Genomic DNA, 17,386 nt, shown 5'->3' with positions numbered 1-17,386 from the left:
GGCTTCGACCCGCTCGACCTCATAGAGGTGGTCGAGGCGGGGGCGGGTCGAACGGTGCGCACGCGTGGAAGACGACGCCGGAGGCGAACGCCCTCGATTCGAGCAGCCGCAGGCGCCGTGCGGGTTGGCCGTCGGGGAACAAGCCACGGCCGCGTCCCTGCCAGTGCGGGTAGACGAACATCCGATACTCGTCGACGAGGTCGGCTGCGATGAGAGCATGCGCCAGCCGGATGCTGCCGGTGAGGATCGCATCGCGGCCCGGCTCGTCGCGCAGCGCACGCGCCGCCTCGAGCGGGTCGCCTGTGATCACCTGCGTGTTCTGCCAGCCTGGGTCGGTGAGCGTCGAGGACACGACCCGCTTGTCGACGCGATCCAGGTGCTGCGCGACTCCGGTGGTGTCGTCGGTCTGCAGCGGCCAGTACCCGCGGAAGTCCTCGAACGTCTGACGTCCCAGCAGCAGGACGTCCTCCTCCGCGGACTGCCGCATGAGCTCGTCGCTGAGCTCGTCGTCCTGCGCCTGCGGATCGAACCAGTCGTCCAGCATCTCGACGCGTCCGTCGAGTGTCATGTTCTGGGTGATGATGATGCGCATGCCGGTCTCCCCTGTGAGTGCGTGCGTGCTGTCCTCACGGTACAGGGCGAGTGGTTCTCAGGGTGGTCAGCCGGATGCTGTGAGGGAGGGGATCCCCACTGCGGGCGGTGCCGGCGGGATGGGAGAATCGGCTAAGAGCACGAACACCCCATACCCAAGGAGACGACGTGTCCCACCCCGTTCTTCCGGCCAAGGACGAAGGCCTCGCCCTCGTCCTCACGATCCTCGGATTCTTCTTCATCGCGGGGCTCCAGTACTTCTACCTGGGGAAGATCCTCAAGGGGATCCTCTTCTTGCTCACGCTGGGCTTCCTGTACGTCGGCACGATCATCTCGCTCTTCACGATCCGCGGCGAGACCCGGCGCGTGAACGCGAAGCGCGCCCACGGCTACGCCTGACGCGGCGCTTCGACGCTGCCCCAGAGGTGCCCGCAGTGCCTCGGTGCCGTCGGTGCCCCCAGTGGGACTCGAACCCACACTGAATCGATTTTAAGTCGACTGCCTCTGCCGATTGGGCTATGAGGGCGTGGTCTCAGACTAGCGGGTGCGTGTCGCCCGTCTGCACGGTGCCCCGCGTGCTCTTCCGCCGCCTCGCGGGCCAGGCGATCGCCAGCACGAGGATGACGACGGCAGCGACCCCGATGCCCGCAGTGAGGACCGGCGCGCGATCATACGCGAGCCCGATCGCGCGGAAGCCCGCGAAGCCCACGATGGAGTACACGGTCGCCCATGCCGCTCCCCCGACCAGCAGTGCTGCGAGGTAGCGCAGCCACGGCATCAGCGTCGTGCCTGCGGCGAGGTTCGCAAGCGTCTGGAACCCGATCGTCAGGAAGCTCGCGGCCACGATGGGAGCCCCGAAGCGGTTCACCCGCGCTTCTGCGCGCGCGTACTTCTCCGAGGCGAGCAGCGCCCGGATCCGCGCGGACTTCGCCAGCCCCCCGCGACCCAGCCGCCCCAGTGCGTACGTCGCGCCGGCCCGGCAGATGATGATGCCGTACATGATGAGCCAGACCAGGAGGAAGGGAAGGTTCCACGTCGTCGGATCCATCCCACTCCTCTCTGCTCCCGCGCACGCGGATCGATCATTCTAGGCAAGCCTATCCTCACAACACGTGAGGTGCCGCCGCTCATCCCGCTCCCGCCGCTGCTCGCGCGCGTCCGCGGCGGACAATGCGAGAGCGGCCCCGGACCGCAGTCCGGGGCCGCTCCATCTCCTCCCGATTCCGGACCCGTCAGGGCTCAGAACCGTACAGGACTCAGTCTCAGGCGTTCGCCTTCTCCTTCTGGGGAGCAGGCTTCGAGTTCGCCGCCTCGACGAATGCGCGGCGCGGCACATCGACGTCCTTGAGCGCGGTGAGGTCGCGGCCCATGACCGTGTTGAGCACCCAGTTGCCGAACACGCGCACAGAGCGTTCGCACGTGGGAATCGCGTAGCCGTGGTACAGGCGGTGCAGCCCCCATGCGATCGGGCCGCGCAGCTCGACGCTGCCCATCTGTGCGACGCCCTTGAACAGGCCCATGCCCGCGACTGCGCCCAGCGACTTGTGGAAGTACTGCGTGAAGACGGTCTCGCCGCGCATGGCAGCCAGCAGGTTCTTCGCGAGCACCGGAGCCTGACGCATGGCGTGCTGCGCGTTGGGGACGCAGAAGCCGCCCGGTCCCTCACCGGACAGGTCCGGGACAGCGGCGTTGTCGCCGGCCGCCCAGGCACCGGCCACGACGCCCTCTTCGTTCTCGACGCGCAGGTCCGCGCGGACCGTGATCCGGCCGCGCTCGTCCAGCGGCAGGTCGGAATCGATGAGGATCGGGTTCGCCTTGACCCCCGCGTTCCACACGACGAGGTCCGCGTCGAACTCCTCGCCGTTCGACAGCTTGATGTGCTTGTCGGTGCAGTCCTGCAGGAAGGTCTCCAGGTACACGTCGACTCCGCGCTCGCGCAGGTGGTCGACGACCCAGCGGGCCTGTGCCTCGCCCACCTCGGGCATCACGCGGCCAAGAGCCTCGACGAGCACGAAGCGGATGTCCGCCTCCGTGAGGGTGTCGTACTGGGAGACGGCGGCACGCGCCATGTCCTCGAGCTCCGCGAGTGCTTCGATGCCGGCGAAGCCGCCACCGACGAACACGAACGTGAGGGCCTTGCGGCGCTCCGCGTCGTCTTCCATGAGCGATGCTTCGGCCAGGCGGTTGAGGACGTGGTCGCGCAGTGCGATGGCCTCTTCGATGCGCTTGAGGCCGATCCCCTCCTCCGCGAGGCCCGGGATGGGCAGTGCGCGCGGCACTGCGCCGGACGCCAGCACGATCTGGTCGTAGTCGAGTTCGAAGGCCTCGTAGCCCTCCTGCTCGATGACGACGAACTTCTTGTCGTGGTTGATGTTCGCGACGGAGCCCGTGATGATCTCCGCACCCTTGAGGTGGCTGCGCAGCGGGACGATCGCGTGACGCGGTTCGATGCTTCCGCCGGCGACCTCCGGGAGGAACGGCGCGTAGGTGAGGTACGGGTTGGGGTCGACGACCGTCACCGTGGCTTCACCCCGCCCGAGGTCCTTGAGGAGGTTCTGAGCTGTCACGAAGCCCAGGTAGCCACCGCCGACGATGAGGATGCGCGGACGCAGAGCGTTGTTTCTGATGAGAGCCATGACCTCATCCTAAAGGCTTGTGAAACTTTTCACTAGCCGTCGTCGCGGGTCTCCTCCGCCACACCCGCGGACGCTCCGGCACGCGGTTCCTCGGCTGTCCGATCGGCCTCGTCCGAGGCCGTGGCCCGGTCCTGCCGCGAGCGCCGCGCGCGGATTCCCACGACCAGCGCGCCGATCAGCAGCGCCGCCCCGACGACACCACCGCCGATCAGCACCGAGGGTCCCAGCACCTGCCGCGACCCGTTCACGGCGGCGACGGTCCCGTCGGCCTCCTCGGTCTCCTCGGTCCGTTCAGCCGGCTCGGTCGTATCGTCCTCTGCGGCAGGCGATTCGCCCCCGGCACGGGGGCCCTCCGAGTCCGCGCCGCCGCGGCGATGCATCTGCACCCAGTCCGCGAGCTGATCCGACGCGGAAGGCACATCGTCGTCCGGCTCCCATGCGAGGGCCGCGGCGGGGTCGACCCTGCCGTATCCCACGATCGGGTCCGGCTCCTCGTAGGTGCCGAGTCCATCGTGTCCCTCGACCGGCCCGGCGGTCTCGTGGAGAGCGGCGACGACCTCGTCGGCGGACCAGTCAGGGTGCGCGGACCGCAGCAGCGCCGCGATCCCGGACACCACGGGGGCCGCGAACGAGCACCCGTCAGCCGTGCCGTATCCCCCGTCCCAGAACGGGACGGGGATGTTCTCGGCTGGCCCCATGAGGTCCACTGCCGTGCCCGGTGCAGTGGACGTGTCCCGCACAGCGCCGGACTTCGCCAGTCCGCCGACCCCCACCACTCCGGGGACCGTCGCCGGCGACCACGCCTGAGTCGCACCCTGCGACCGGTTGCCCACGCACGCGATGACGACCGCGTCGTGCTCGTAGGCATAGGCGAAGGCCTCGTCCCACTGCCGGGGCCACGACGGGTCGTCCCAGCCCAGGGACATGTTGATGACGGAGGCACCGCTGTCCACGGCCCAGCGCAGCGCCTTCTCCGCCTGCACGCGCGTGGACTGCGCGGCCGATGGCGCTCCGCCGCCCAACCACACCGACGCCGAGGCGATCGTCGCCTCCGGTGCCACACCCACCGGACCGCTGCCCGTCCCGTTGCCGGCGACGACGCCCGCCACAGCCGTGCCGTGATGGATGATGCTCTCCGCGCCGACGGGCTCGGTCCCGTCCTTGCCGGCACCCGAGAAGTCGCGCGCGGCGGTCACCGCGTCCGTGAGGTTCTCATGGTCGTCGCTCACGCCGGAGTCGATGACGGCCACCGTGACGCCGTCGCCCCGAGTCGTCTCCCACAGTTCGGGGATGTTGTAGTCGTCCATGAACCACTGGCCGGGTCCGGGCTCCGGTCCCTCGTCCGTCTGCGCCTCCGCAGCGCCGGCGGACCCGCCGAAGATCGTGGCGGCGACGAGTCCGAGCGCGGCGAGGATCGCCAGCAGCTGGAGGACGCGGCTCCGCAGACGGCGTCTGCGCTCCCTGCGTCGACGCCGCTCACTCGGCGGCTCCTGCTGTCCGCGTCGCCGTGACATCGATCAGCCTCGCGCGAGGCCCAGAGCGATCCCGTCGAGGATGTCCGATTCGCTCACTCGGATCCCGAGGGAGCCTCCGGAGCGGCCGACGGCGTCGTCGACGAGCTCGACGAGTCGGGCGAAGACCTGGCTGCCCGCGGCGATGACGTCCGCACGTCCAGGGTGCATGTACGGCAGTGCCCGGCGCTCGTCCGACGTCATCGCGGCGAGGCGGTCCGCTGTCTGCACGATCTGCTCCCGCGTGAGGGAGGCACCATGGATCGCGTCGCGGTCGTAGCCGGGCAGGTCGAGGATCGCGGCGGCGATCGTCGTGATGGTTCCCGCGACGCCCACCAGCGTGCGGGTCGCGGACACATCGACGTGCTGCGCGGCTTCGGTGAAGGCGTCGTCGACGTCCGCGCGCAGCGCTGCGATCTGGTCTGCGGTGGGCGGATCGGACGCGAGGTGGCGCTCGAACAGGCGCACGCATCCGATGTTCATGCTGTACGCGTCGTCCGCGGTCGCGTCTCCGAGCACGAGCTCCGTCGAACCGCCGCCCAGATCCATGACCAGCCGCGGCGACGCCGCATCCGGCACACCCGCGGTGGCGCCGAGGAACGAGAGCTCCGCTTCCTCGCCGCCCTCGATCACCTCCGGGGCGATCCCCAGGCGCTCGTGCACTCCGGCCGCGAACTCATCGCGGTTGGACACGTCGCGGCTGGCCGATGTCGCGACGAACCGCAGTCGGTCCGGAGCGTGACGGGACACGATCTCCGCGTACTCGTCGCAGACCGCGAAGGTCCGTGCGAGCGCCTCCGGAGCGAACTCGCCGGTGCGGTCGACTCCCTGGCCCAGTCGGACCACCCGCATCTCGCGCACGACCTCCGTGAAGCGCCCGGTGTCGTCGACGTCCGCGACGAGGAGTCGCAGGGAGTTCGTTCCGCAGTCGAAGGCAGCCGTTCTCGTCATACGTGGAAGCCTACGGCAGGCGGCACTGTCCCCATCATCGCGAGTGCCCTGTCCCCCACCGGGTTGACGCCGGGTCCGGCAGCCAGGCTGTGGCCGACGAGAGCGTGCAGGCACTTGATGCGGGTCGGCATCCCGCCCGCGGAGAAGTCGGCGACCTCTGCCACCTCGTCGAGCCCCGCCTCCCGGCCGATCCGCGCACGGTCGGCCAGATACTGCGTGTGGGCGCGGGCGTAGGCCGCCTGGAGCTCCTCGTCGTCTGCGAGTTCGGCGGTGAGCTCCGCCATGACCCCGTTCGCCTCCAACCGCGACGCCTCCGTCACATAGTCGGGGTGCGTGAGGTAGTAGGTGGTGGGGAACGGAGTCCCATCATCCAGCCGGGGTGCGGTCGCGACGACGATCGGCTCGCCGCCGGCGGTCCGGGATGCGACTCCCACGACTCCGCGCGGCAGCCTGTTCAGCTGCTCTCGCACCCGCTCCCTGTCCGCATCTGTGTACGGGGTGATCACGTGGGGTCCTCCTCGTTCGCGTAGCCGACCGCACGCAGCGAATCGGCCAGCTCTATGTACCAGGGCTGGGCACGGACTGCCTTCGAGGCGCTGGCCTCGGATTCGTCCGCCTCGTCGCCGTGGTCGTTCGGACTGTCCACGACGATGAACGCCTCTTCGCCCTCGTGGACGTACTGCAGGTTCTCACGCGCCAGGCGCTCCAGATGCGCCGGGTCGTCCAGCCGCTCCCGTTCCTCCTGGAGCTGCTCGACCTCGCCCTTCGTCGCCGCAATGTCGGCTTCCAGAGCCGCGATCTGCTGCATCTGGGTGAGTCCGCTGCTGATCGGCTGGATGAGCCCGAAGAGGACGATGAGGAGTGTGCCGACGATCACGGAGGTGCGGAACGACATCCGCCTGCCCGCAGCCGTGTCGTCGATGAGTTCCGGGGAGACGCTCCCGGTGGACCGGGACTGCTTCGAGGCACGATGAGGGCGCCGTCCACCGGCGGGGCCGGGGCGACCGCTGCCGCGACCGCCCGTGCTGCGTCTGCTCATCGTGTCCACCTCGATCCGCGCGGATGGGGGAAGGGGCGCGGCCACCTCAAGTGTGCCGCGCCCCTTCCGTGTCCGGGGGGATTGTGATCCGTCCCGGCGTGTCAGCCGTTGAACCGCGGGAACGCCCCGCGACCGGCGTACCGAGCGGCATCGCCCAGCTGCTCCTCGATGCGCAGGAGCTGGTTGTACTTCGCCACGCGCTCCGAGCGCGCCGGCGCACCCGTCTTGATCTGCCCGGCGTTCACCGCGACCGCGAGGTCGGCGATCGTCGTGTCCTCGGTCTCGCCCGAACGATGGGAGATCATCGCGGTGTAGTGGTGGAAGTGGGCCAGCGAGATCGCATCGAGCGTCTCCGTGAGGGTCCCGATCTGGTTGACCTTGACCAGCAGGGAGTTCGCGGCGCCGGATTCGATGCCGCGCTGCAGGCGCTGCGGGTTGGTGACGAAGAGATCGTCGCCGACGATCTGGACGGCACCGCCGATCCGGGTCGTGAGCTCCGTCCAGCCGTCCCAGTCGTTCTCGTCGAGCGGATCCTCGATGGAGACGAGCGGGTAGTCCGCGACGAGCTTCTCGTAGTACGCGGTCATGTCCGATGCGGACCTGAGCGAACCTTCGAACGTGTAGCCGTCGTCGCCGTGGAACTCCGAGGACGCGACATCGAGCGCGAGCGCGATCTCCGTGCCGGGCTTGCGACCCGCGGCCTCGATCGCCTCGAGGATCAGGTCGAGCGCCGCAGCGTTGGAGTCGAGGTTCGGGGCGAACCCGCCCTCGTCGCCCAGGCCGGTCGACAGCCCGCGGTCCTGCAGGACCTTCTTGAGCGCGTGGTAGACCTCTGCGCCCCACTGGAGCGCCTGGCGGAAGCTCGATGCGCCGATCGGCGCGATCATGAATTCCTGGATGTCGACGTTGGAGTCCGCGTGCGAACCGCCGTTCAGGATGTTCATCATCGGCACGGGCATGACGTGCCCGTTGGGTCCGCCGAGGTAGCGGTAGAGCGGCAGCTCCGCACTCTCCGCCGCAGCACGTGCCACGGCGAGTGAGACGCCGAGCGTCGCGTTCGCGCCCAGGCGGGACTTGTTGTCCGTGCCGTCCAGGTCGATCAGCGCCTGGTCGACGAGTCGCTGGTCATCGGCCTCGATGCCGGTCACCTCGTCGTGGATGTCGTCGAGGACTGCTTCGACGGCGTTCTGCACGCCCTTGCCCAGGTAGCGCTCCGGATCCCCGTCGCGCAGTTCGACTGCTTCGAACTCACCCGTCGAGGCGCCTGACGGCACCCCGGCGCGGCCCACGGCGCCGTCTTCGAGGAGGACTTCCACTTCGACGGTCGGATTGCCACGGGAGTCGAGGATCTCCCGTGCGGTTACGGCCAGAATCTCTGCCACGGATTCTCCTTGATCGTGCGCATGTGCGCGTGTGCGGGGACGACGGAGCCAGCCTAGTGCACACCGCCCCGCAGATCGCGCTCACGTCGCGCGTGCGTCGCCCTCGACGCTGCGGATGCTCTGAGACGTCTGTGCGAGCCGCAGCATGTCGACGACGAGCTGCGAGACCTCGTACGTGCCCACCGCGACGCCGAGTGCGAGCTCATATCGCGTCCCCTCCTCGACGCCCAGCCCCGCCATCCTGCGCAGCCTCTGTTCGACCGCGGTGCGCGCGACGGTCTGCTTGTCCGGCCAGTCCTGCTCGGACAGGAGCCGGACGACCTCCGCCGAGGCCCCCGCCGGGTCTGTCACGGCACTCGCGGTGGCAGCACGTGCGGTGGCAGCACGTGCGGTGGCATCGTTCCCGGAATCGACGGGTCGGCCTCCCGATGATTCCGCGGATGCCCAGGATCAGCTCGAGCCGCCTGACATGGCTCTCGTCATAGGCCGCACATGGGCCGGCCTCCTCTACGCCAGCAGACCGCCGCCGATGACCCCCTGGGGCTGACGGTCTATGCACTCGCACTCGTCGCAGCACTCAGCGGGTGGATGGTCCTTCTGCGCCGACTCAGTGCGCGTGAGGCGAAGCGACCCGCAGCATCGTCGTCACCGGCAGCATCGTCCGGACCGAGCTCGGATGCGCCTCACGACGTCGGAGTCTTCGCCTCCGTGAGTGAGGCCCGCAGGCGGTCAGCGACCCCGTCCCGGAGTCCGTGATCTGCGAGGTACCCCTCGACGCCCCCGTGATCGCGGTCCAGCCGGTCCAAGACGTCCGCCAGCCATTCCGGCTTCGCATCCGTCGCCATGGCTGACACGGACGAGATACCGGCCGACGAGAAGTGGCTGCGCAGCGCAGCGCGGAAGTCATCCCCCAGGTACTCCTCCGTCAGCGCATAGTCGTAGATGACCGCATCGCGCTCGACACCCAGGATCGACAGCACGAAGGCGGCGATCAGACCCGTCCGGTCCTTGCCGGCTGAGCAGTGGAAGACGGTCGCGTCCTGCTCGACGTCCGCGATGTGGGTGATGACGTCCACGAACCGCGATCCGGCCGTCTCGATCATCGCCGCGTAGAGCGCAGGCAGCGAGGGGGTGTCGAGGACGATCCGGTCCGGGCGGTCCTTGTCGAGCGGGAAATAGCGGTTGCCCAGCAGCGGCATGTGGGAATAGCGGGCGCCCAGGCCGTCGACGGCATCGGGGATGTTCGCGACCTCCTTCTCCTCACGCAGATCGACGACGGAGGCGATGCGCATCTCCTTGAGCATCGCGACGCCGTCCGGCCCCAGCCGTCCCAGACCGTCTGCCCGGTAGAGGCGACCGGTCGCGACCGCGCCGCCGTCACGAGTGCGGTGGCCGCCGAGATCGCGGAAGTTGAACGTGCCGGGGATCTCGATCCGCGGTGCGCGGTGGAATTCCTCTGTCATGCGTGCTCCTCGTCTCCGTGGTGCGGTCGGGTGTACCGGTGCGGTCGTCGTCGATCGCGCGTCGTCGATCGCACGCAGCCCAGACCGGTCAGTCCTGCCTGTTCCTCGAGGCCATTGTCTCCCGGATGTCCGACAGGATGCGCAGAGCCTCGTCCGCTGCCTCTGCGTGAACCTCAGCAGACGGCTCGCGGGCAGCGCTCCCCTCCGCTCGTTCCGCGGCCTTCACGTCCTGGTACCGGCGCTGCACGTCTGCGATCGGCACCGGAGAGGACGATTCGAAGACGTGCGGATGCCTGCGGACGTACTTGTCGACCAGTCGCTGCTGGAGAGAACTCCAGGTGTCGCCGGGCTCTGCTTCCCTGCGCTCGTCGAGCAGCGCAGCGTGGAACACCACCTGGTAGAGGACGTCTGCGAGTTCGGCTTCGACCGCGTCGGCCGTCGCCGATCCGCCCGCGGAGCCGACCCGCTCGTCTTCGAGGATGGCGGCCATCAGCTCTGCCGATTCCTCCAGCAGATAGGGCGCGAGCGTCCTGTGGGTGTGGGCCGCGGCCCACGGGCAGCGCGCGCGGATGTACGCCATCATCCGGTCCGGGGTGAGGGTCGCGACGTCAGGCCGGCTCCACGGTTCGCGGACGTCGCGCGGGTCCGGGTCCTCGCCTCCCCCGGCACTCGTGCCCCGCACCCGGCTCATGACGAGGCGCTCGCGGCACTCTCGAGGCTCTCGGTCTCCTCATCCTCGACCGGCATGATGGCCTCCAGGAACTGGTATGCCCATGTGAGGATCTCCGAGTCGACGACTTCCCTGCTGTCGAATCCGCCCCCACTCACGGGTTTGGGGACGAGCACCGACCGGACGGCCGGCTTGATGAGCGACTTGGGGTACATGCGCTTCAGACGGGCGATCTGCGAGTCCGGCAGGTCCTCCACCGGACCGAAGCGGATGAAGTTGCCCTGGCTCACGATGTCGGAGACCCCCGACTTCCGTGCACGGATGCGCAGACGAGCCACGTCCGCCAGCACTCCCACCGCGTCCGGCGGCGTGCCGTAGCGGTCGGTGAGCTCTTCCAGCACTGACCGGATCTGCTCTTCTCCCCCGGCGGCGGCGAGCTTCCGGTACGCCTCGAGCCGCAGCCGTTCGTGCTCGACGTAGTCGGTGGGGATGTGCGCGTCGACGGGCAGCTCGATGCGCATCTCCGGCTCCTCCTCCTGCGACTCACCGCGGAAGTTGGCCACCGCCTCGCCCACGAGGCGGATGTAGAGGTCGAAGCCCACTCCTTCGATGTGCCCGGACTGCTGACCGCCCAGCAGGTTGCCCGCGCCGCGGATCTCGAGGTCCTTCATGGCGACCTGCATCCCCGCGCCCAGCTCGGAGTGCTCGGCCAGGGTCTTGAGCCGGTCGTGCGCCGTCTCCGTGAGCGTGCCGTCCGGCGGGTAGAGGAAGTACGCGTACGCGCGTTCGCGGCCGCGCCCCACCCGGCCCCGCAGCTGGTGGAGCTGCGAGAGTCCGTAGCGGTCGGCCCGGTCGATGATGAGCGTGTTCGCGTTCGCGATGTCGATGCCGGTCTCGACGATCGTCGTGCAGACGAGCACATCGAACTTCCGCTCCCAGAAGTCGACGATCATCTGCTCCAGCTGTCGCTCGCCCATCTTGCCGTGCGCGATCCCGATCCGCGCTTCGGGGACGAGCTCCGCGAGGCGCCCCGCCACCCGGTCGATGTCCTGCACCCGGTTGTGGATGTAGAAGACCTGTCCCTCGCGCATGAGCTCGCGCCGGATCGCTGCGGCGACCTGCCGATCCTCGTGCCGTCCCACGTACGTGAGCACGGGATGGCGCTCTTCCGGCGGAGTCGCCAGGGTCGACATCTCCCTGATGCCCGTGACCGCCATCTCGAGCGTGCGCGGGATGGGCGTCGCGGACATCGCGAGGACATCGACGTCCGCGCGCATCGCCTTGAGCGTCTCCTTGTGCTCGACCCCGAACCGCTGCTCCTCGTCGATGATGACGAGGCCCAGGTCCTTGAACGAGATCTCGCCCGACAGCAGTCGGTGGGTGCCGATGACGAGGTCGATCGTCCCGTCCTTCATCGCGGCGACGACGCGATCCGATTCCTTCTTCGACTGGAAGCGCGACAGGGCCCCCACACTCACGGGGAAGCCCGCGTAGCGCTCCGCGAACGTCTCCAGGTGCTGCTGCACGAGCAGCGTCGTGGGGACGAGCACCGCGACCTGCTTGCCCTCCTGGATCGCCTTGAAGGCCGCCCTGACCGCGACCTCCGTCTTGCCGTAGCCCACGTCGCCGCAGATCAGCCGGTCCATGGGGACCGACTTCATCATGTCGTCCTTGACCTCATCGATCGTCGTCAGCTGATCCGGCGTCTCGACGTAGTGGAAGGCGTCCTCGAGCTCCCGCTGCCAGGGGGTGTCAGGACCGAATGCGTGGCCCTGCGTGGCCTGCCGAGCGGAGTAGAGGCGGACGAGCTCTCCGGCGATCTCCTTGACCGCCTTCCGCGCCCGCGTCTTCGTCTTCGACCAGTCGGACCCGCCCATCTTGTTGAGCGTCGGGCTCTCGCCGCCCACGTACCGGGTGACCTGGTCGAGCGCGTCCGAGGGCACGTACAGCCGGTCGCCGGGGTGCCCGCGCTTCGACGGCGCGTACTCGAGGACCAGGTATTCGCGCGTGTGCGCGTCCTTCCCCTTCCCCGCGGTGCGCTGCACCATCTCGACGAACCGGCCGACACCGTGCTGCTCGTGCACCACGTGGTCGCCGGGCGACAGGTTGAGGGGGTCGACCTGGTTGCGCCTGCGGCGCGCGGGGAGCTTCCGCATGTCCCGCGTCGAGGTGGCGGCCGCACGGCCGAGCACGTCCGCCTCCGTGAGCACGGCCAGCCTGAGCTCGTCCACGACGAACCCGCCGTAGCCGGCCCCGATCGCGACTTCGACGCGCCCCGCAGCAGTGAAGTCCGGAGCCTCGACGAAGGCTGCGGGGACCTCGGCGTCGGCGAACACCTCGACGAGCCGCTTGCCCGGACCGCCGCCCTCCGTGAGGACGACGACGGACCAGTCGTCCCGCACCAGCGTGCGCACGTCACCGAGGATCGCCTCGACGTCGCCCTGGTACCCCCGCGGCTCACGCGCCGGCACCGTGTAGACCTCGTCGCCCGCAGCGGTGAGCTCTTCGTCGACTGCGAAGCCGCCCAGCTCCCACCACGGCAGGCTCAGGACGCCGGCGGCCTCCCGCGTCTGCTCGAGGGTGCGGAAGTTCGCAGCGGACAGATCGACAGGGGCCTGCGCGCCGTCGGAGGCCGATTCCCAGGCGGCCGCGAGGAACTCATCAGACGTGCGGACCAGGTCGTCCGCGCGGCGCGCGACCCTCTCCGGCTCCACGACGAGCACACGGGTGTCCTGCGGCACGACCGCGACGAGGGGTTCCATCCCATCCGCGAGGACCGGCGCGAGCGATTCCATCCCCTCCACGGCGACGCCCGCGGCGATGCGGCCCAGCATGTCGGCCGCAGCGGGCGTCGTCTCCGCCAGGGCTGCGGCACGTTCCCGGACTTTGGCGGTGAGCAGGACCTCCCGGCACGGCGGTGCGTACAGGCGGGGGGCGGGACCGTCGGGGTCGGGGTTCTGGGAGCGCTGGTCCGCCACGGCGAAGGGGCGGATCTCCTCGATCTCGTCGTCGAAGAATTCGAGTCGCAGGGCGGATTCGGCAGTCGGAGGGAAGACATCGATGATGCCGCCGCGCACCGCGAACTCACCGCGGCGGGACACCATGTCGACACGGGTGTACGCGAGCCCGGACAGCGTTTCGGACAGTTCGGTGAGATCGACCCTGTCACCGACGCGCAGGTCGACGGGTTCGAGGTGTGCGAGTCCCTTGACGAGCGGCTGCAGCGCAGCGCGCACCGGCGCGATGACGACCCGCAGCGGGGAATCGCCGTCGGCACCCGGATAGGCGAGCCGGCGCAGCACCGTGAGGCGTTCGCCCACGGTGTCCGAGCGGGGCGAGAGCCTCTCATGCGGCAGCGTCTCCCAGGACGGGAAGACCGCGACGGATTCCTGCGGCAGGTGGTCGGCGAGCGCACGTGCGAGGTCTTCCGCCTCACGCGTCGTCGCTGTGACCACCAGGACGGTCCCGGTCTTCGCGGTGCGCGAGATGAGTGCGGGCAGGAGTCCGCGCACCAGGGACACGGAGCCGCCCGGCGACGCGGGATCGGCCACCGCTCGCCGGACATCGTCGAATGCGGGCAGCGTGAGGGCGTCACTCAATCCAGTCAGCACGCGTCCAGTGTAGGCGTCGGCGCGGACACGACTGATCGCCAGGTCGCCGCAGCTCCTGCGCGCCTTCACTGCCGTCCGCGCGGACCGGGCCTCCAGCTTCATGACGGATACTGGGGACATGGCGCACACACCCGACGACACCCGTCCGCGCGCGCCATTCGCCGCGCGCCTGGTCCCGCCGCTGCTCCTCATCGCGCTCATGTGGGCGATCGAGTTCGCGGATATGCTGCTGCCCGGGCGGTTCGAGGTCCTCGGCATCCGCGCGTGGGACGTCACGCACCTGCCGGGCGTCGTCCTCGCCCCGCTCCTCCACTCGACGTGGGGCCATCTCATCGCGAACACCGTGCCGTTCGCGGTCCTCGGCTGCCTGGTCGCCGCAGAGGGTGCGCGCAGGTTCTGGGCCGTGACGGCGATCGCCACTGTGATCGGCGGGATCGGACCGTGGCTGCTCGCATGGCCCGGTACCCTGACGGTCGGAGCCTCCGGACTCGTCTTCGGGTACTTCGCCTACCTCATCGTCCGCGTCTTCACCGCTGGGACCATGTCGCACCGCATCCTGTACGGGATCATCGCCGCGATCGTCTTCGTCGTCTACGGCGGCTCGATGCTCGTGGGAGTCCTTCCCGTCCATCCGGGGATCTCCTGGCAGGGCCATCTCTTCGGAGCGATCGGCGGTGGACTCGCAGCTCTGCTCCTGAGGCCCCGGACCGCGTCGCGGTAGAGCCGCGCCGCGAGAGCCCTCCGACGGTCGCCGACGCCTCCTGCCGGCGGGGGTGCCTCAGCGCGGTGAGTGGAACCGCTGCTGGGCGGGCTCGAGCCCCTCGAGCGCGACGGCCTCCACCGCGTCCGCGAGATCGGAGACGAAGATCGGCAGAGTGGTGCGCTCCTGCGAGGTGAAGCGCCCCAGCACGTAGTCGGCGGTGTCCATGCGTCCGGGAGGACGCCCCACTCCCGCACGGACCCGGAGGTAGTCCTTCGTTCCCAGGTGGCTCGTGAGAGATCGCAGTCCGTTGTGGCCGCCCTCTCCGCCGCCCTGCTTGAGACGAACGGAATCGTAGTCGAGGTCCACGTCGTCGTGGATCGCGATCACGCGGTCGGGTGCGACCGAATGGAAGCGGGCGAGCTGTCCCACCGGCTGCCCCGACTCATTCATGTAGGTCGCCGGCCGCACGAGGACAGCCCGCGGGCCCGGCAGCCCCCCGGCCCCGGGGAGTCTCCCCGTCGCGGCGAGTGCGCGGGTCTTCGACTTCGTCAGCGTCCCGCCCATGCGTCGCAGTAGTTCGTCGACGACCAGGTAGCCGATGTTGTGGCGGGTCGCCTCATACCGGCTGCCCGGATTGCCGAGGCCCACGATGATCCAGGTGTCCGATGCCATGGCGACGCGACCGTCCTTCTGTGATGACCCGCTCGTCGCGGGGTCGGGCTGACTGCTGTGGTGATGGAGCTCTCGAGGGGCGACGCGGGTCATGCACTGCGGGGCAGGACCGGATCGGTCCTGCCCCGCAGGTGTGCACGCGCGAGCCTGGGTGGTCAGCTCCCGGTGGGGAGCCCTCTCCCGTGCCTCACTCGTCGTCGGACGGCTTCTCCTCCGTGGACTCGTCGCCGGACTCCTCGCCGGTGGACTCCGCCGCATCCTCATCGACCGCGTCGGTCTCGAGCTCCGCCTCGAGCTCCGCATCCGACAGCTCGGCGGACACGTTCACCACGAGCAGCTCCGCATCGGAGACCAGCGTGGAGCCGGACGGCATCGTGACGTCTGCGGCGTAGATGTGGTCGCCGACCTCGCGGCCCTCGATGCTGACCTCGATCGTCTCCGGCAGCTTCGTGGCGTCGGCCTCGATGAGCAGCGACTGGTTGTCGACCGACACCATCGTGCCGGGCGCCGCTTCGCCCTCGAGCACGATCGGGACCTCGACCTCGACCTTCTCGCCCTTCTTGACGAGGATCAGGTCCAGGTGCTCGTTCTCACGAGTGACGGGGTTGACCTGCACGTCCTTCACGAGTGCCAGCTCGCTCTTGCCCGTGTCCGGGTTCTCGAGCTTCAGCAGCGCGTTCGGGGTGCGCAGCGCCAGCATCGTGGGGTGCGCATCGAGCAGCAGGTGGATGGGGTCGATCCCGTGGCCGTAGAAGACCGCGGGGACCTTGCCCTCGCGGCGGAAGCGACGTGCCGCTCCCTTGCCGAATTCTTCGCGACGGACGACGTCGAGCTTCGCATCTGCCATGGTCATTCTCCTTCTCAAGCGGTGGCGCCTCGCACGGACGCAGCCCACCCACCCGGAACGAGGGACGCTGTGGCCAGGAGGCACTGCAGCCTGTTCGGATCATGAGCACCGCGTCGATCACGGAGGCCGTCGGGGCCTCCCTCGCCGAGGTAACCCGTCAATCATACGCACTCCCCGCACGCGGTCAAAGCGGGCGCCGAACGCTGCCGCGGGGACGGCTGCCGCGGGGACGGCAGCGGCAGCTGGAACAGCGAAGCGGCCGTTCGCCCTCCCCGGGCGAACGGCCGCTCATCCGTCACGCGGACGGTCAGATGCGGATGCTCCGGATCAGGCGCCGTCGCCCTCGAAGAGGCTCGTGACGGAGCCGTCCTCGAACACCTCGTGCACTGCCCTCGCGAGCAGCGGAGCGATGGACAGGACCGTGAGTTTGTCGAACATCATCTCCTCGCTGAGCGGAAGCGTGTTCGTGACGATGACCTCTTCCGCCACGGAATTGGTGAGGCGCTCCACCGCGGGGCCGGAGAAGACTGCGTGGGTGGACACGATGATGACGCCCTTGGCCCCCGCCGCCATGCAGGCGTCCGCCGCCTGGACGATGGTGCCGCCGGTGTCGATCATGTCGTCGACGAGCACGCAGTGGCGACCCTCGACCTCGCCCACCACGCGATTGGCCTTCGTCTCATTCGGCCGCGTGATGTCGCGCGTCTTGTGGATGAACGCCAGGGGGACGCCGCCCAGGCTGGACGACCAGTTCTCCGCGACCTTGATCCGGCCCGCGTCGGGCGAGACGACCGCGAGGTCCTCGGGGTAGTTCTCCTTCACGTAGTCCGACAGGATCGGCAGCGCGACGAGGTGATCGACGGGTCCGTCGAAGAAGCCCTGGATCTGAGCCGTGTGGAGGTCGACCGTGATGAGGCGGTCGGCACCCGCGGTCTTGAAGAGGTCCGCCATGAGGCGAGCGGAGATGGGCTCACGGCCGCGGTGCTTCTTGTCCTGCCGCGCGTACGGGAAGAACGGCGCGATGACGGTGATCCTCTTGGCCGACGCACGCTTGAGCGCGTCGACCATGATGAGCTGCTCCATGACCCATTCGTTGATGGGGGTCGTGTGCGACTGCATGATGAAGACGTCTGTGCCGCGGACGGATTCTCCGAACCGGACATAGATCTCGCCGTTGGCGAAGTTGTAGACGTCTGTGGGGAGCAGTTCGGTGCCGAGGCACTGTGCGACCTGTTCGGCCAGCTCAGTGTTCGCGCGCCCACTGACCAGGACGAGTTTCTTCTCGCCCGCGGTGGTGATCGACCTCACGT

At 69.1% G+C, this 17,386-nt stretch carries 17 protein-coding genes and 1 tRNA gene; 2 read left to right on the top strand and 16 right to left on the bottom strand.

Going from position 1 to position 17,386, the window contains the following annotated elements:
- Positions 1-19: 19 nt before the first annotated feature.
- Positions 20-592, bottom strand: coding sequence for a dihydrofolate reductase family protein (locus FM105_RS14225; RefSeq protein ID WP_087009375.1), 573 nt, complete (start codon positions 590-592; stop codon positions 20-22).
- 167 nt (positions 593-759) lie between these two features.
- On the opposite strand from FM105_RS14225, the gene FM105_RS14220 reads away from it, so the two are divergent.
- Positions 760-990, top strand: a complete 231-nt coding sequence (locus FM105_RS14220; RefSeq protein ID WP_087009373.1) for an NINE protein — start codon at positions 760-762, stop codon at positions 988-990.
- A 53-nt stretch (positions 991-1,043) separates the two neighbouring features.
- Here FM105_RS14220 and FM105_RS14215 read toward each other — a convergent pair.
- The 12 genes from FM105_RS14215 to mfd all read right to left on the bottom strand — a co-directional run bounded on the left by FM105_RS14215 (position 1,044) and on the right by mfd (position 13,854).
- A tRNA-Leu gene (locus FM105_RS14215) sits at positions 1,044-1,117 on the bottom strand.
- A gap of 6 nt (positions 1,118-1,123) precedes the next feature.
- Positions 1,124-1,639 carry a DedA family protein gene (locus FM105_RS14210; RefSeq protein WP_087009371.1) on the bottom strand — a complete coding sequence of 172 codons (516 nt, stop codon included), beginning with the start codon at positions 1,637-1,639 and terminating at the stop codon, positions 1,124-1,126.
- 214 nt (positions 1,640-1,853) lie between these two features.
- Positions 1,854-3,227, bottom strand: a complete 1,374-nt coding sequence (locus tag FM105_RS14205) for an NAD(P)/FAD-dependent oxidoreductase (protein ID WP_087009369.1) — start codon at positions 3,225-3,227, stop codon at positions 1,854-1,856.
- 32 nt (positions 3,228-3,259) lie between these two features.
- Positions 3,260-4,741 (bottom strand): S8 family serine peptidase, encoded by a 1,482-nt coding sequence (locus tag FM105_RS14200; protein ID WP_179207208.1) that lies wholly within the window; start codon positions 4,739-4,741, stop codon positions 3,260-3,262.
- Between the two features lie 3 nt (positions 4,742-4,744).
- The gene (locus FM105_RS14195; protein WP_087009368.1) at positions 4,745-5,689 is read right to left on the bottom strand and encodes a Ppx/GppA phosphatase family protein; all 945 of its coding nucleotides are present in this window, start codon (positions 5,687-5,689) and stop codon (positions 4,745-4,747) included.
- Entirely contained in the window at positions 5,686-6,195 is a 510-nt protein-coding gene (locus tag FM105_RS14190; protein ID WP_087009367.1) for a DUF501 domain-containing protein, read from the bottom strand. Before FM105_RS14190 ends, FM105_RS14195 begins: the two co-directional genes overlap by 4 nt.
- Positions 6,192-6,728: an FtsB family cell division protein gene (locus FM105_RS14185; RefSeq protein ID WP_143275901.1), complete on the bottom strand. Its 537-nt coding sequence runs from the start codon at positions 6,726-6,728 to the stop codon at positions 6,192-6,194. The genes FM105_RS14190 and FM105_RS14185 overlap by 4 nt, the downstream gene beginning before the upstream one ends.
- 101 nt (positions 6,729-6,829) lie before the next feature.
- Positions 6,830-8,110: a phosphopyruvate hydratase gene (eno, locus tag FM105_RS14180; protein WP_087009363.1), complete on the bottom strand. Its 1,281-nt coding sequence runs from the start codon at positions 8,108-8,110 to the stop codon at positions 6,830-6,832.
- Between the two features lie 81 nt (positions 8,111-8,191).
- The gene (locus FM105_RS14175; protein ID WP_087009361.1) at positions 8,192-8,461 is read right to left on the bottom strand and encodes a hypothetical protein; all 270 of its coding nucleotides are present in this window, start codon (positions 8,459-8,461) and stop codon (positions 8,192-8,194) included.
- 332 nt (positions 8,462-8,793) lie between these two features.
- Positions 8,794-9,573: a tyrosine-protein phosphatase gene (locus FM105_RS14170; protein ID WP_087009359.1), complete on the bottom strand. Its 780-nt coding sequence runs from the start codon at positions 9,571-9,573 to the stop codon at positions 8,794-8,796.
- Positions 9,574-9,661: 88 nt separating this feature from the next.
- Positions 9,662-10,255, bottom strand: a complete 594-nt coding sequence (locus FM105_RS14165) for a MazG nucleotide pyrophosphohydrolase domain-containing protein (RefSeq protein WP_179207207.1) — start codon at positions 10,253-10,255, stop codon at positions 9,662-9,664.
- 5 nt (positions 10,256-10,260) lie between these two features.
- The gene (gene mfd, locus FM105_RS14160; RefSeq protein WP_256970431.1) at positions 10,261-13,854 is read right to left on the bottom strand and encodes a transcription-repair coupling factor; all 3,594 of its coding nucleotides are present in this window, start codon (positions 13,852-13,854) and stop codon (positions 10,261-10,263) included.
- 118 nt (positions 13,855-13,972) lie between these two features.
- Between mfd and FM105_RS14155 the strand changes: the two genes are divergently transcribed.
- Positions 13,973-14,575 (top strand): rhomboid family intramembrane serine protease, encoded by a 603-nt coding sequence (locus FM105_RS14155; protein ID WP_087009355.1) that lies wholly within the window; start codon positions 13,973-13,975, stop codon positions 14,573-14,575.
- Positions 14,576-14,632: 57 nt separating this feature from the next.
- On the opposite strand, the gene pth is transcribed toward FM105_RS14155, so the two are convergent.
- From pth to FM105_RS14140, 3 genes are all read right to left on the bottom strand, one after another.
- A complete protein-coding gene (gene pth / locus FM105_RS14150) occupies positions 14,633-15,229 on the bottom strand; it encodes an aminoacyl-tRNA hydrolase (protein ID WP_087009353.1) in 597 nt (198 codons plus the stop codon).
- A gap of 187 nt (positions 15,230-15,416) precedes the next feature.
- Positions 15,417-16,076, bottom strand: coding sequence for a 50S ribosomal protein L25/general stress protein Ctc (locus FM105_RS14145; protein ID WP_087009351.1), 660 nt, complete (start codon positions 16,074-16,076; stop codon positions 15,417-15,419).
- A 327-nt stretch (positions 16,077-16,403) separates the two neighbouring features.
- On the bottom strand, positions 16,404-17,384 hold the full coding sequence (locus FM105_RS14140) for a ribose-phosphate diphosphokinase (RefSeq protein ID WP_087009349.1): 981 nt from the start codon (positions 17,382-17,384) through the stop codon (positions 16,404-16,406).
- Between the last annotated feature and the right edge of the window lie 2 nt (positions 17,385-17,386).

Origin of the sequence: Brevibacterium yomogidense (genome assembly GCF_900163715.1) — a bacterium.
Lineage (GTDB): Bacteria > Actinomycetota > Actinomycetes > Actinomycetales > Brevibacteriaceae > Brevibacterium > Brevibacterium yomogidense_A.
The sequence above is the reverse complement of the archived record's forward strand: the minus strand, read 5'-3'. Positions and strand labels throughout refer to the sequence as shown.

Excerpts from the sequence above, each read along its gene's own strand:
- FM105_RS14225 (WP_087009375.1), bottom strand. The coding sequence starts at position 592 with ATGCGCATCATCATCACCCAGAACATGACACTCGACGGACGCGTCGAG.
- FM105_RS14210 (WP_087009371.1), bottom strand. The coding sequence starts at position 1,639 with ATGGATCCGACGACGTGGAACCTTCCCTTCCTCCTGGTCTGGCTCATC.
- FM105_RS14205 (WP_087009369.1), bottom strand. The coding sequence starts at position 3,227 with ATGGCTCTCATCAGAAACAACGCTCTGCGTCCGCGCATCCTCATCGTC.
- FM105_RS14200 (WP_179207208.1), bottom strand. The coding sequence starts at position 4,741 with ATGTCACGGCGACGCGGACAGCAGGAGCCGCCGAGTGAGCGGCGTCGA.
- FM105_RS14195 (WP_087009368.1), bottom strand. The coding sequence starts at position 5,689 with ATGACGAGAACGGCTGCCTTCGACTGCGGAACGAACTCCCTGCGACTC.
- FM105_RS14185 (WP_143275901.1), bottom strand. The coding sequence starts at position 6,728 with ATGAGCAGACGCAGCACGGGCGGTCGCGGCAGCGGTCGCCCCGGCCCC.
- FM105_RS14170 (WP_087009359.1), bottom strand. The coding sequence starts at position 9,573 with ATGACAGAGGAATTCCACCGCGCACCGCGGATCGAGATCCCCGGCACG.
- FM105_RS14155 (WP_087009355.1), top strand. The coding sequence starts at position 13,973 with ATGGCGCACACACCCGACGACACCCGTCCGCGCGCGCCATTCGCCGCG.
- pth (WP_087009353.1), bottom strand. The coding sequence starts at position 15,229 with ATGGCATCGGACACCTGGATCATCGTGGGCCTCGGCAATCCGGGCAGC.
- FM105_RS14145 (WP_087009351.1), bottom strand. The coding sequence starts at position 16,076 with ATGGCAGATGCGAAGCTCGACGTCGTCCGTCGCGAAGAATTCGGCAAG.